The organism is Actinosynnema sp. NPDC002837 (genome assembly GCF_040295345.1).
Taxonomy (GTDB): Bacteria; Actinomycetota; Actinomycetes; order Mycobacteriales; family Pseudonocardiaceae; genus Actinosynnema.
In genome coordinates this window covers 41,780-55,946 of the sequence record NZ_JBEOVG010000061.1, presented here as the reverse complement: position 1 = coordinate 55,946, position 14,167 = coordinate 41,780, and the positions used below count along the sequence as shown (strand labels likewise).

Below are 14,167 nucleotides of genomic sequence, written 5' to 3'. Positions count from 1 at the left end.
CCAGCCCATCGTTCCTGTTGGGGTGGAGGTGCCCCCTTGACACGCGCGGTAGGGCGGAGCCAGGTCGGCGGGATGACACGAAGCCCTTCTGTTGGGAGAAGGGCGTGGCGGTGGACGAAGTGAGGGTGTGGCTGTTGGGAAAGGCGGGCGTGGCGGTGGGGTGGGCGTGGAGTTGGTGGGGTGGGGTAGTACCGCGTGTGGGGGAGGGTTGGTCCGATGTGGACGCATCCGGCCGAGTGGGGCGTGGGCCGAGCGGAGCAGGCTGGTGAGTTGTCTCAGAATTGTCATACAGGGCCGTTAACATCCCGCCCGTGGGAGCCAAGCTGGGCAGGATCGCGCGTCGGGCCATCGGCGCGGGCCGGCGGGAGTCGGCCAGTGTCAGCGCCGCCGCGTTAGGGTTGTTGTTGCTGGTCGGAGCCGCTCTCGGCGACGGCATCTCGCGCACGGCCGTCGAGGTTTCCGACGGGCTCACCTGGCTGAACGACGACCAGCGCGGCGAGGTCGTGCAGGTCAACCCCAGTTCCGGGAAGCCGCAGACGCGGTTGCAGGTCAGCGGGGCGGACGCGCAGTTGGAGATCGCGCAGTCCGACGACAAGCTGATCGTGCTCGACCGCCGCACCGGCCAGATCACCGTGATCGACCTGGCCACGTTGCTGTCCTCCGGTCGCAGGCAGGCGCCTCCCGGGCCGTCGGCGAAGGTGCTCATCGCGTCCGACCGGGTGTTCGTGGTCGACCGAGCGGCCGGTTCGGTGCACAACGCGGACCCCGTGACGTTGGCCGACATCGGCTCGCCGTGGCTTGCGGGGCAGCCGTTGGCGGACGTGGTCGCGGACGACGGTGGTGTGATCTGGGCCGTCGACCACGGTGGGAACCTGCACTCGTTGGAGTGGTCCGACGAAGACCTGAAGTTCTTGGAGCGGACCAACAAGGCGGTGTCGGGGGCCGGGCCGCGCACGGCGTTGGTGCCGCACGAGCGTGGCGTGACGTTGCTCGGGTTGGAGGGCGGCGTGGTGGTGCGCGACGGCACCGGCCGCGACCTCACCGCGAGCACGGCGTCGTTCACGGGCGAGGTGCTGGCCGCGCAGACGAGCCCGACGGGCCTGGTGCCGGCGTCGGTGCCGGACGCGTCGGTGGTCGTGCTGGTGAGCGGTGACGAGGTGGTCCGGGTGGACATGCGGCAGTTCGGCTGTCCCAAGCCCGGGCGGCCGGCGGTGTTCCGCGACCGGGTCTACGTGCCGTGCCTGGGTTCGGGCAAGGTCGTGGTGCTGGACCGGATGGGCAAGCGTGGCGCGGACGACGTGCGGACGGGCGGGTCGGGCGACCCGGCGCTGGTGTTCGACGACGGCAAGCTGTTCATCAACGCGCCGGGCGCCGATTCGGGTGTGATCGTGGACTCCGATGGCCGCACACGGGACGTGGTGATCCGCAGTCCCGAGCTGCCGGTGATGGACCCGGAGCGGTCGCCGATCCCGAGTGTGCCGAGCCCTCCGCCGCCGCGCCCGGAGCCGCCGGCTCGGGACAACCGGGGCAACGGCCAGAACACGCAGGGCCGGGAGACGACGGTCGCGCCGGTGACGACGACGACGCCGAGTGCCGGTGTGTCGGGTGCGGCGCCGGGGCGTCCGGCGGGTGTGACGGTGTCGCAGAGCAGCAACAACGGCACGTCGGTGATCGTGGCGGTGAGCTGGAGCGCGGTGCCGGACGGCGGTGAGCCGATCACGGGGTACGAGGTGACGGGGACCGGCGGGTTCTCGGGTGGTTCCCGGGAGACGCGGGTGGCGGGCACGTCGGCCGAGCTGGTGCTGCCGTGCGCGGGGTCGACGTTCTGCGCGAGCGGGAAGCTGGACGTGTCGGTGGCGGCCTACAACCGGTTCGGGGTGGGTGAGGCGGGCACGGCGTCGTGGACGATTCGGCCGGCGGCCGGGACGACGACTACTCAGGCTCCTGTGGTGACGACGACGACTCAGCCGCCGGTGGTCACCACGACGACCCAACCGCCCGTGGTTGTCACCACTACGACGACGACCACGCCGCCACCGCCGCCACCGTTGCCGACCGCGGGTGTCCAGGTGATCAGCACGGTCGGTGCGGGCAGTCACCAGTATGTGAAGAGGGTGACCACGGCGCCGCCGGCGGACTGGGCGAGCCACAGCGGCACGTGCGAGGTCGTCAACACGACGTATGGCAGCAGTGTGCCGATCGCGTGTTCCGGTGGTGTGGTGACGATCGACGTGGACCTCGGGTCGAACGTGCTCGTGGTGCGGGCGTACGGCGTGTCGGGCTCGGTGGACTCGAAGGCGTACAACGCGTTCGTGCAGGAACCGCCCCAGAACTGCGGCGGCGGGCGGATCTGCCGGCCGTTGAGCGTGCCCGAGTCGGACGAGAGCAACCAGTTGGTCGGCGGCGGGATCGGGTTGTTGGCGACGGCGTGGTTGTTGACCTTGCGCAACCGGCGGATGCGGCGCGACGAGTCGGAGCGATGAGGGGCGAGAAGTGACGAGTACGGCGGTGCCGGCGATCGGCGAGGACGAGATCGCGGCGTTCCGCGCCCTGCACGCGAGGCTCGGTGACGCGGTCGAGTCGGCGGTGCGGGGCAAGCGGGACGTGGTCGACCTCGTGCTGGTCGCGATGTTCGCCGGTGGGCACGTGCTGCTGGAGGACGTGCCGGGCACGGGCAAGACGACGTTGGCGCGGGCGGTGGCGGGGGCGTTGGGCGGTGTGTCGCGCCGGGTGCAGTTCACGCCCGACCTGCTGCCCTCGGACGTCACCGGCACGTCGGTGTACGACCCGCAGACCGGTGAGGTGCGGTTCCGGCCGGGGCCCGTGTTCGCGAACGTCGTGCTGGCGGACGAGATCAACCGCGCCGCCGCCAAGACGCAGTCGGCGCTGCTGGAGGTGATGGAGGAGCGGACGGTCACCGTGGACGGGGTGGCGCACGCGGTGCCGGCGCCGTTCCTGGTGGTGGCCACGCAGAACCCGATCGACCTGGACGGCACGTACCGGCTGCCCGAGGCGCAGTTGGACCGGTTCATGCTGCGCACGTCCATCGGCTACCCGTCGGTGGAGCACGAGATCGACGTGCTGCGGCCCGGGAGCGGCGCGGGGCAGGTGGGCGCGGTGCCGACGGTGACCAACCCGCACGTCGTCGCGGAGCAGGGGCGTCGGCTGGCGACGCTGCACGTGGCGGACCCGTTGTTGCGCTACATCAGCGACATCGGTGTCGCGTCGCGCGGGGACGGCCGGTTGCGGTTGGGTGCGAGCACGCGTGGTCTGCGTTCGCTGGTGCGGTGCGTGCAGGTGCACGCGGCGGCGCAGGGCAGGCACTTCGTGGTGCCGGGTGACGTGCAGGCGCTGACCGTGCCCGTGTTGGCGCACCGGTTGGTGCTGACCCGCGAGGCGCAGTTGGCGGGCACGACGACCGAGGAGGTCCTGGCCGACGTCCTGGCGGGCGTGGCGGTGCCGAGACCGGCCGCGCGATGACCAGGGTGCGGCTGACCGCGCGGGGGCTGGGCGCGGTGCTGTCGGGCGTGCCGTTGGCGGGTTTGGGGTTGTGGTGGCGTTATCCGGGTGTGGCGGGGTTGGGCATCGCGTTGCTGGTGCTCGTGGCGGCGGGTGTGGTGTCGGTGTTGTCGCGGGCCCAGGTCGCGCCGAAGCGGGTCGTGCGGCCGAGGACCGTGCAGCGGTTGGGCGTGTGCACGGGTGTGGTGGAGCTGACGGGCACGAGCCGGCGTTTCCCGGTGGTGTTCGACGCGACCGACGAGGTGGCGGGCGAGGCGGTGGCGGTGGACCTGCCGCTGCTCGCGCCGGGGCAGAAGGTGAAGGTGGAGTACCCGATCCCGACGCACGCGCGGGGTTTGCTGAAGGTCGGGCCGTTGACGTTGAGCCGTCGGGGGTTGGCCGGGTTGGCGCACGCCCGGACGGTGGTGGGTGACGTGGTGGAGGTCCGCGTGGTGCCGCGCGTGCTGCCGGTGCGCGGTCTGCCCGGTGGGGTGCGGCGTGGGCACGTCGGCGCCGACGAGCGGGTGGAGCGCGGTGGGACGGACCTGGTGGGGTTGAGGGAGTACGTGCCGGGTGACGACTTGCGGCGGCTGCACTGGGCGACGTCCGCGCGGACCGGGACGCTGATGATCCGGGAGGACGCCGATCCGGCTCGTCCGCACCTGGCGGTGGTGCTCGACGATCACGCGGACGGGTATGCGGAGGCCAAGGACCTCGAGGACGCCGTGGAGGTGGCGGCGTCGCTGGTGGCGGTGGCGATCGCCGAGGGGCATCCCGTGCGGCTGGTGTCGTCGTCGGGTGCGGTGGACGTGGAGTTGCCGCCGGGTGCGGTGGACGCGGACGCGTCGGTGGTGCTGGCGGCGTTGGCGGATCTGAAGGCGGCTGATCGTGGCGCGGTGGTGCGTTCGTTGCCGATCCGGGACTTGGACGTGGTGGCGGTGGTGTGCGGGGCGAAGGCCGAGCTGTCGGCGTTGATGCTGGAGGCGGGGCGGGCGTCGGTGGGGGTGGTGCTGGTGGTCGATCCGGAGGTGGTGCGGCCGATCTCGGCGGTCGGGTCGGTGTTGTTGCTGCGTGACGCGAAGGCAGAAGGGCTGTTGGACGCCTGGAACACGGCGGTGTCGCGGTGAGCGTGCAGCTGTCGCAGGTACCCGATCACCTCCCCACCCCACCTGGCGCGCCTATCCGACCTGCCCTGCCCGGCCGACCCTTGCCCGGCCGACCCTTGGAAGATCACCCGATAGCGTCATGGGCTCCGGGGATGAATGGAATCGCCGATTTTGTTGCCGGAAGTATGGAGGCGCGGCGCCCCGGCCTCGGGTGTGTCGGGGCGGTGGGCGCGTGAACGCGCGCGGGCCTGCGGATGACGGAGTGAGCGCCCACGGTGGAGGTGCGGATGACGGTCTGAGCCCCCGAGGTGCCCCGGGTGTGAGCGCCCGAGGCCCGAGCGCCGCCGGAGCAGGTGCGAGTGCCCCAGGTGCGAGTGCCGCCGGTGGAGGTGTGGGTGCTGCGGGTGGAGGTGCGGGTGCCGAGGGTGTGAGCGCCGACCGCGTGGGCAGCGCCGCTGGAGCAGGTGTGGGTGCCGCCGGAGTGGGCAGTGCGGCCCGAGGTGCGAGTGGCCGAGGCGTGAGCGCTGCTGGGGCGGGCAGTGCGGCGGCCGCGACCCGCGGTGTGGGCGGTGTCCGTGTGGGTAATGCCTGGGTGGGCAGTGCTCGGCTGGCTTGGGCGGCGCTGCTGGTCGTGGTGGCGGCGTTGCACCTCGGCTCGGGGTGGCAGGGGTTCACGGCTTCGCTGGTGTTCGCGGGCGCGGCCGTCGTGGCGTTCGCGTGCCTGCCCCTGTTGCGGTGGCGGCGGATGCCTTCGGGGTTGGTGGCGTTCTCGCTGGTCGTGTTGGCGTTGGTCGGCGGGTACTGGGTGGCGAAGGGCTCGGCGATCGACTCGACCGACCCGGTGCCCGTGCTGCTGGACCTGGTGCCGCGCCTGCTGACCGCCGCACGGCCCGCGCCCGCCACGCCCGAGCTGCTGGTGCCGGGCGCGTTGCTGGTGTTCGGGGTGTCGCTGGTCGTGGTGCTGGCGGTGGTGGGGCGGGGGCGGGCGTTGTTGGCGCCTGTGGTCGGCGCGGCGGTGCTCTACACGTGCGCGGCGCTGTTGACGGCCGGGCGGGCGGATCGGCACGGGGTGGTCGCGGTGGTGTTGATCGCGCTCGTGGCGGTCGGGTGGTTGGTGGTGGACCGGCTGGAGGCCGGTGGCCGGATGTTGCTCGGGTTGCCCGCCGTGCCGGTGGCGGTGGTCGCGGCGCTGGCGGTGTTCCTGCCGTCCGGTGAGGCGTTCGAGCCGCGTGAGCTGGTGGAGCCGCCGGTGGCCGATCTGGGGGTGGCGAGCCCGTTGCCGCAATTGGCGTCGTGGGCGAACCTGGGCGACACCGAGCTGTTCCGGGTGCGCGGTCCGGAACGGGCGGTGCGGTTGGTGGCGTTGTCGGACTACTCGGGCGCGGCGTGGCGGGCGGCGTCGTTGTACGGGCCGATCGGGGCCGTGGCGGAGCCGGACCTGCCGTCGGGTGCGCGGGTGGACGAGGCCGAGGTGGAGATCACCGTCGGCGAGCTGGGCGGTCGTTGGCTGCCGACGGTCGGTCGGCCGACGGCGGTGACGCTGGACGGCGCGATGGTCGACCCGGACTCGGGGTCCTTGGTGCTGCGCCACGAGTTGACGCCCGGTCTGTCGTACCGGGTGCGGGGCGTGGTGGACGTGCCCGACGACGCGGACCTGCTGGACGCCACCGTGCCGACGAACGCGGGCCGCTACCTGGAGCTGCCGGGGCTGCCGTACTCGTTGGCGGAGTACGCGCGGCAGATCGTGCAGAACGCCCGGTCGCCGTACGAGCGGGCGGTGGCCATCGAGCAGGTGGTGAAGCAGGGGCGGACGCCGGACGCGCAGGCGCCCGTCGGGTCGTCGTACGCGCGGCTGGAGCGGTTCCTGTTCGGCGGTCCCGGCGAGCCCGGCGCGAACGCGGGGACGGCCGAGCAGTTCGCGTCGGCGTTCGCGGTGCTGGCGCGGGCGGTGGGGCTGCCGACCCGGGTGGTCGTCGGCTTCCAGCCGGCGGACGGCGAGGAACGCGTGGTGCGCGGCAGCGACGCGACGGCGTGGCCCGAGGTGTACTTCGCCGGGTGGGGCTGGGTGCCGTTCGACCCGGTGTCGGGCGTGTCGTCGGGTGGGTCGAGCGCCGCGCAGAAGCGCGAGGTGCTCGACCGGTTGGCGTCCGTCACGGCCACGCCGACCAGCACGCCGCTGTCCGCGCCGCCGCCGTTGGTGACGCCGTCGAGCCCCGTCGCCGCGCAGGCGACGTCGGCCGGTTCGCAGCGGTGGATCGGGTACGCGGTGCTCGGCGGGGTGCCGGTGCTGATCCTGCTGGTGCTCGGGTTGGCACGGCTGGTGCGGCGCAACCGGCTGCGGGCCGAAGGCGCGACCGGCGCCTGGGCCTACGTGCTGGACGGGTTGTTGCTGGCCGGCCGGACACCGTCCCCGGATCGGACCGCGCCGGACATCGCGGCGGGTCTGGGGTCGGCGCCGGCGCTGGAGTTGGCCCGGTTGGCGGATTACGCGGCCTTCGCCCCGGACCCCGGTCGGCCCCGGGTCGGATACCCGGTGGCGGCGGGAGCGACGGCCGGTCAGCCCTTGGCGATGGGACCGACGGCCGGTCAGCCGGTGGCCACGGGAGCGGCGGCCGGTCACCCCGGGGAGATGGGACGCGAGGCGATGACGACGGGAGCCGCGGGGCGCGCTGGCGGGACGTCGGCGTGGTCGTTGGCGCGGCAGGTGCGCGGTGGGCTGCGGCGTGGGGTGCCTTGGTACCGCAGAATGTTCTGGGCGGTCGACCCGCGGCCCCTGCGGCGGCGTTAGCGGGCAGGCGTGGGCAGGGCGACTGCGGCGTTAGCGTGCGGCGTTAACGGTTGGGGCTGAGGTCTCAGCCGTTGGGCGGGTGCGGGGCGTCAGCCGTTGCGCACGGCGCACGTGCGGGCTGACGCGCCGCGTTGCGTGGCCGGGTCGTCGAGACCGATGGCGAGCACCTGGAAGCAGTACTGCGGCGCCTTCGGCTCCAAGCCCTCCAGCACGTGCGACGTCGCACCGGCCGCCACGGTCACCAGCGGCCGCGCCGCGGAGCCCGTCACGTCGACCACGACGAACTGCGCGTTGCCCTCGCTCGGATCCGTCCAGAACAGCTCGATCCGGTCACCGCCGTCCTCCAGCCGCTTGAGCACCGGCGTGAACCGCGGATCGCCGCCCTCGGGCAGGCTGGCGGTCGTGGTGGTCACCGCCGTCGTGGTGGTGGTCGTGGCCACCGTGGACGGCGGCGCGGCGGCCTGCTCCGACCGGCCGGGCAGGTTCAGCGCCACGCCGACCACCACTCCGGCGAACACCGCGCTCACCCCGGCCAGCTTCCACGACCGGCGCGGCCGGGACGGCGGCGGCTCCGGCAGTTCCACCAACGGCGGCGGTGGCGGCGGCACGGGTGGGCGGCGCTCGGCGTTGTGCCGGACGGTCAGGTCGGCCAGGTCCTCGGTCCACGTCCTCACCGGCTCGGGCGCGGCGACGACCGGTTCCGCCGCCGCCTCGACCACCGGCCTGGGACCGAAGTCCGGCAGCTCGGTCGGACCCTCCGGGTAGTGCTCCGGCACCTCCCGCCGCACCGCCGCCGTGTGCTCCGGGTCCACTGTGGACTGCGGCGTCCACGTCGGCACCGCCGCCAGCGCCGCGCGCACCGCCGCCGCGTCCGGGAACCGCTCCTCCCGCTCCTTGCGCAGGCACCGCAGGATGATCGCGACCAGCTCGGCGGGCACGTCCCGGCGCAGCAGCGACCTCGGCGGCGCCTCGCGCACCCGCCCCAGGTAGGCGAGCATGGTGTCCTCGCCGGGGTTGGCCGACGCGAACGGCGGCTCGCCGTCCAGCAGCGTGAACAGGGTCGAACCCAGCGACCACAGGTCGTCGGCCGCGGCGGGCGGTCGGCCGTCCACCATCTGCGGCGCCGCGTGCCGGTAGCTGACCAGCTGCAACGACGCCGTGTGCGCCGCGTCCGCGCCGCGCGCGATGCCGAAGTCGGCCAGCACGTAGGACGTCGGCAGGACCAGGATGTTCTGCGGCTTCACGTCCCGGTGCAGGATGCCCTGGCCGTGCGCGAACGACAGCGCGTCGGCCACCGCGATCCCGGCCGCGACCACCTCGTGCACGGGCAGCGGCCCGCGCTGCCGCAACCGGTCGTGCAGCGAACCGAGGTCGTGGTACTCCATCACGATGCACGGCCGCCCGCCGATCACCCCGGTGTCCAGCACGGTCACGATGTGCGGGTGCTGGCGGCCGAGCCGGACGGTGATCTCCAGCTCGCGGTGGAACCGGCTGACCGTGTCCGCGTCGGTCACGTCGAGCACCTTCACCGCGACGTCACGGCCGAGCCCGTCCTGCGTGGCCCGGTACACGGTGCCCTCGCCGCCGTGCGCGACGAGCCGGAAGTCGCTGTAGCCGGGCAGCGCGACGGCCGGCGCCGCACCGCTCGAGCCGGGCGGGGGCGCCCAGGCCAGCAGGTCGTCGGCGGGGTCCACGGCGCCGATCGTATCGGGCGGGCCCGACACCGGGAGGCGTTCGCCGAACGGGGGTGCGGCCCGGCGCCGAAGTGCGGCCGGCCGCCCGCCGTCGGATGGTGTGGGTGTCGCTGACGTCGGCTGGAGGGAACCTGTGATGAGTGGCCCGATCGTGGTCGGGGTGGACGGTTCGGAGTCGGCGCTGACGGCCGTGCGGTGGGCGGCCGGGGCCGCCGCACGGCACCGGGCGCCGCTCCAGCTCGTGCACGCCTACCTGCTGCCCAAGCGCGGCTACCCCGACATCGTGCTGAGCGGTCGCGACGTGCGGGAGGCGTTCGAGGAGCAGGGCAGGCAGTGGCTGGGGGCGGCGGCCGCGAGCGTGCGCGACCTCGTGCCGGAGGTGCGCACGTCCGTGGTGGCCGCCCAGCCCGCCGCCGCGGTGATCGCCGCGTCCCGCGACGCCCGGCTCGTCGTGCTCGGCTCCCAGGGGCTGGGCGGGTTCCTCGGGATGATCGTCGGGTCGGTGGCGGTGTCGGTCGCCACGCACGGCCACAGCCCCGTGGTCGTCGTCCGCGGCCCGTACCCGGAGACCGGCCCGGTCGTGCTCGGCGTGGACGGCTCCCCGGCGGGTGAGGCGGCGATCGGGTTCGCGTTCGAGGAGGCGTCGGCGCGGGACGCGACGCTCACCGCGCTGATCGCCTGGACGCCGCTGCTCGCCGGCACCCCCTACGCCGACAAGGTGCGCGTGCAGTGGGACGAGATGGAGGAGCAGCAGCGGCAGCTGCTGGCCCAACGCCTGGCGGGGTGGCAGGAGAAGTTCCCGGACGTGGTGGTCGAGCGGCGGGTGGTGCGCGAGCGCTCGACGAAAGCCCTGCTCGACGCGGGCCGGGACGCGCAGCTGCTGGTCGTCGGCAGCCGCGGCCGCGGTGGCTTCACGGGCATGCTCCTGGGCTCCACCAGCCAGGCGATGGTCTACCACGCGCCGTGCCCGCTGGCCGTCGTCCGGGCGGACTGACCCACCGCGCCGCCGGCCGAGGTGATCTTCGGGCATGATCGGCACCGCGAGGTGGACGCCTCGGTCCGTACCGGCGACGCGGCGGGGGAGCGGAATGGTCGCAGTGCTCGGCGATCTGCGGGACAACCGGGACCTGGCGGTGCTGGTGGGCGGGTCCGGGGTGGCCGCCCTCGGCGCGCAGCTCACGCTGGTCGGGTTCACCACCGAGCTGGCCCGGTCGGGCGCGTCCGCGGTGGCCGGGCTGTTCGTGGCCGTCGCGCTGGGCGTGGTGCTCGGCACACCGCTCGCCGGGTGGGCGGTCGACCGGTTCCCCCACCGGCTGCTGCTCGTCGTCGCGGTGTTCGCCCAGGTGCTGCTGCTGGTCGGGCTGCTGTTCGGGTACGTGCGGCTGCCCATGCTGCACGGCCTGGTGGCGTTGCTCGGCGTGTGCGGCGTCGTCGTGCGGACGTGCGCGTCCGCGCTGATCCCGGTGGCCACCGGCGAGGACGGCGCGGCCCGCGGCCACGCGGCGTTGTCGTCGGCGCAGAACGCCGGGTCCGTGGCGGGCATCGTGCTCGGCGGCGTGATCGCGGTCGGGCCGGGCGTCGAGTGGGCCGTGATGCTCGACGCGGTGTCGGCGTTCACGCACCTCGCGCTGGTCGTGGTGTGGCTGCGGGCGGACCGCGATCCCCGGCGGGACGACGGCGCGGCCACGCCGGGCGGCCAGTGGAGCGGCTGGGTGCTGCTGCGCAGCGACCGGCTGCTGCTGGGGCGCGTCGTCGCGCAGGCCGTGGTCGGCGTGGCCGTGGCGATCGCGCTGGTCAACCAGGTGTTCCTGGTCTTCGGCCCGATCGGCGGCAACGAGTTCACCTACAGCGCCGTGCTCGCGTGCTGGACCGCGGGCCTGCTGCTCGGTGCGAACCTGACCCGCCGCGTCACCACTACGCGCGGGTTGGTCGCGGCCTTCGCCGCGGCGAACCTGGTGCTGGCGCTGGCGTTGGCCGCACCCGCGCAGCTGCCGCACCTCGTGGTGAACGCGGTGGCGTGGCTGGTGGCGGGCGCGTGCGGCTCGGTGCAGAACGTGACGTTGAACGGCCTGGTCGAGGCCAGGACCTCGGACGCGGTCCGGGGACGCGTGGTGGCCACCGTCGGCGCGGTCACCACCTGCTCGGGCGTGGTCGGCATCCTGGTGGCGGGCGTGGTCGTCGGCACGGCGGGCCCGTTGGCGGCGCTCACCGCGGCGTCGGGCTTCGCCCTGGTGGCGGCCCTGATGGCGGTGCTGTCGGTGCTGCGCCGCGACCACCTGCGCGCCTCCGTCGCCGCCGAGGTCGACCGCGCGTCGGTCAGGACGGGCTGACCGCGGGTTCGGGTCGGTGCACGCCGCGCGGCCGGTAGGGCAGGACGTCGGCCAGGCCGAGCAGGTCGGCGAGCAGCCATGCGATCGCCAGCCACATCTCGGTGCCCTGCAGGCCCGGCGCGGTGGCGGGGAGACCGGCGGTCGTGGGGTGCGGCGCCCGGAAGCCGAAGCCCGCGCCGCCGGTCCAGTGGCCCAGCGCGTCGCCGAGCAGCCGGCGCGCGACCTCCAGCACCTCGTCGGCGCGGTGCCCGGTGTGGCGGGTCAGCCAGAGCGGGTGGGCGACGTCGAGGACGTTGCACGCGTCCTGCCGGTCCGGGCGGAAGAAGCGGGGGTCGCGGACGTGCCGCAGGACGGTGTCGACGACGCGTCCCGGGTGGGGCACGGGCACGCCGAACTGGGCGAACGTGCCGCGTGAGGCCCGGTAGTAGCCGTTGACGAGTCGGCGCAGGCCGTCGTCGGGCGACGGCCTGCCCCACATGCCGGTGTCGGGGTCCGCGGTGGTGACCAGCCGGCCGAAGAGGGCTTCGGTCGTGCCCGGCGCGTTGGGGGTCCCCCGCCGCCGGTTCCAGTGCAGGGCGGTGCCCAGCGCGTCCACCCGGGCGCCCGCCGACCAGGCGTCGGTGGTCCACGGCTGCCGTTCCAGGTCGGTGACCAGCTCTTCGGCGGTCATCCGGGACACGGCGCGGATCGGCTCGGGGAAGCCGCTGCCCAGCAGGTCGAGCGCGTAGCCGACGGACAGGACGTGGTAGGCGGTGTCCGGGTCGGACAGGTCGGCCCCGGTCGGCCGCGTGCCGCCGTCCGGGAGCACGCCGACCAGGCCGGTCTCCGGGTCCTGCCAGCCGCGCAGCCGGTCGACCTGGGCTCGGGCGGGCAGTTGGTCGGGTGCGCGGCCGAGCAGCAGGTCGGCGACCTCGATCGCGTCGCACTGGGCGCGGACGGTCGGCGTCGACCCCGGTCGGTCGGCGAACAGCCCGAGGTCGGGGTTCCAGCAGCGCTCCAGCACCTGCTCGGCCTGGGCGCGGGCGGTCTCGGCGAACGCGGTGAGCCGGCCGACGAGGTCGTCGGGTCGTGGCGCGGGGGCGGGCACGCGCCGGCGTAGGACCTTGGCCGGGTTGCCGCCGACGACCGCGCCGGCCGGGACGTCCTTGGTGACCACGGCGCCGGCGGCGATCACCGACCGGTCGCCGACCGTCACCCCGTCGAGGACGACGACGTGCGAGCCGATCCAGACGTCGTCGCCGACGGTGATGCCGACCGAGCGCAGCGGCTGCCGGAACACCTCCGTGTCGGGGTCGTCGAAGGTGTGGTTGAACGCGAGGATCGAGGTGTGCGCGCCGATGCGCACGGCGTCGCCCAGGCGGATGTCGCCGCGCACCACCGCGTACGGGTTGATCGAGCAGTCACGGCCGGCGCGCAGCGACCCGCTCAGGTAGGCGCCCGCGGCGACGTAGCCGCCGTGGCCGAGGGTGAGCTCCTCGTTCTGCACGGAGGCGAGCTCGGAGAGGAAGCACCGCTCGCCGATCTCGTAGCCGCGCTGCTCGACGAGGCACCGCCGGAGGTCCCGCTGGCGTTGCCGCGCCGGCTCGTCGGCCTCGTCCCAGAACGACCAGGGCGAGTAGTCGAAGCGCGTGCGGTCGAACGGCCCGACCCCGGTCACGGCCGGGAACCGGAACGCACGACGGGGCGCACCGAGTCGCGCACGACGATGTGGGTGCCGAGCATGACCCGCTCGGGCGTGCCCGACTTGTCCCGTCCGCGTTGCAGCGCCATGCGCACGGCGGTGCGGCCCAGCTCCTCGTGCGGCACGTGGACGGTGGTGAGGCCGATGTCGGCGGCCGGCGGCAGGTCGTCGAAGCCCACCATGGAGATGTCGTCGGGGATGCTCAGGCCGTGCTCGCGCAACGCCTGGCGGGCGCCCGCGGCGATGAGGTCGTTGCCGGCGAAGACGGCGGTGAAGTCGGGTGGTCCGGCGGCGAGCCGCTCGCTGATCATCCGGTAGCCCTCGTGCCGCTCCATGCTGCCCTCGACCTCCAACCCGGGGTCGTGCTCCACGTGGTGGTCGGCGAGGGCCTTGCGGTAGCCCGCGACGCGGCTCTCCGGAGTGGTGTAGTTGTCGCGCCTGCCCAGGAACAGGATGCGGTCGTGGCCCGCGGACAGCAGGTGGCTGGTGATGGCGTACGCGCCGCCGGTGTTGTCGTACTCCACGACGAGGGCGGGCACGTCGGGGCCGAGCGGCGGCCGTCCGCACAGGACCAGCTGGGAACCGGCGAGCGCCAGCGCGCGGGCGTACTCGGCCATGCGGTCGCGGTACGCCTGGTCCGCCACGACGTTGCCGACGAGGATCACGCACTCGGCGTGCTCCTCGCGCATCAGCTGGACCGTGGCGAGCTCCCGCTCGGGGTCGCTCCCGGTGGTGCCGACGATGCAGAGCTTGCCCTCGATCGCGGCCTGGGTCTGCACGCCCTGCGCGACGTGGGCGTAGTGCGGCGAGACGACCGAGTTGACGATGATGGCGACGCTGCGGCTGCTCGCGCCCGCCAGCCCGCGCGCGTTGGCGTTGGCCACGTAGTCCAGCTCGCGCACCGCCCGCAGGACCCTGGTGCGCGTCGCGGGCGCGCCGGGGTAGGTGCCCGACAGGATCCGGGAGACGGTCGCGACGGACACCCCGGCGTGCGCGGCCACGTCGCGGATCGTCGTCGGCCGCGGCCCTTCGTTCTCGGACGCCGCTCGCCGAACCATCCCGCCTCCGTC

At 74.1% G+C, this 14,167-nt stretch carries 9 protein-coding genes; 6 read left to right on the top strand and 3 right to left on the bottom strand.

The window, feature by feature from the left end:
• Positions 1-311: 311 nt before the first annotated feature.
• The 4 genes from ABTZ99_RS31295 (at position 312) to ABTZ99_RS31280 (ending at position 7,392) form a co-directional block, all read left to right on the top strand.
• Positions 312-2,483, top strand: coding sequence for a hypothetical protein (locus tag ABTZ99_RS31295; RefSeq protein WP_499616380.1), 2,172 nt, complete (start codon positions 312-314; stop codon positions 2,481-2,483).
• A 10-nt stretch (positions 2,484-2,493) separates the two neighbouring features.
• A complete protein-coding gene (locus ABTZ99_RS31290; RefSeq protein ID WP_499616377.1) occupies positions 2,494-3,480 on the top strand; it encodes an AAA family ATPase in 987 nt (328 codons plus the stop codon).
• Positions 3,477-4,625 carry a DUF58 domain-containing protein gene (locus ABTZ99_RS31285; RefSeq protein ID WP_499616374.1) on the top strand — a complete coding sequence of 383 codons (1,149 nt, stop codon included), beginning with the start codon at positions 3,477-3,479 and terminating at the stop codon, positions 4,623-4,625. The genes ABTZ99_RS31290 and ABTZ99_RS31285 overlap by 4 nt, the downstream gene beginning before the upstream one ends.
• Positions 4,626-5,196: 571 nt before the next feature.
• Positions 5,197-7,392 (top strand): transglutaminaseTgpA domain-containing protein, encoded by a 2,196-nt coding sequence (locus ABTZ99_RS31280; protein WP_499616371.1) that lies wholly within the window; start codon positions 5,197-5,199, stop codon positions 7,390-7,392.
• Positions 7,393-7,481: 89 nt separating this feature from the next.
• Here ABTZ99_RS31280 and ABTZ99_RS31275 read toward each other — a convergent pair whose 3' ends face one another.
• Positions 7,482-9,086: a protein kinase domain-containing protein gene (locus tag ABTZ99_RS31275; RefSeq protein WP_498778570.1), complete on the bottom strand. Its 1,605-nt coding sequence runs from the start codon at positions 9,084-9,086 to the stop codon at positions 7,482-7,484.
• A gap of 136 nt (positions 9,087-9,222) precedes the next feature.
• Between ABTZ99_RS31275 and ABTZ99_RS31270 the strand changes: the two genes are divergently transcribed.
• A complete protein-coding gene (locus ABTZ99_RS31270) occupies positions 9,223-10,080 on the top strand; it encodes a universal stress protein (RefSeq protein WP_498778569.1) in 858 nt (285 codons plus the stop codon).
• Positions 10,081-10,174: 94 nt separating this feature from the next.
• Positions 10,175-11,416, top strand: coding sequence for an MFS transporter (locus tag ABTZ99_RS31265; protein ID WP_499616368.1), 1,242 nt, complete (start codon positions 10,175-10,177; stop codon positions 11,414-11,416).
• Here ABTZ99_RS31265 and ABTZ99_RS31260 read toward each other — a convergent pair.
• Both ABTZ99_RS31260 and ABTZ99_RS31255 read right to left on the bottom strand, forming a co-directional pair.
• A complete protein-coding gene (locus ABTZ99_RS31260) occupies positions 11,403-13,073 on the bottom strand; it encodes an acyltransferase (RefSeq protein ID WP_499616365.1) in 1,671 nt (556 codons plus the stop codon). The two genes, ABTZ99_RS31265 and ABTZ99_RS31260, sit on opposite strands and share 14 nt — an antisense overlap.
• On the bottom strand, positions 13,070-14,155 hold the full coding sequence (locus ABTZ99_RS31255) for a LacI family DNA-binding transcriptional regulator (protein WP_498778566.1): 1,086 nt from the start codon (positions 14,153-14,155) through the stop codon (positions 13,070-13,072). The genes ABTZ99_RS31260 and ABTZ99_RS31255 overlap by 4 nt, the downstream gene beginning before the upstream one ends.
• Positions 14,156-14,167 lie beyond the last annotated feature (12 nt).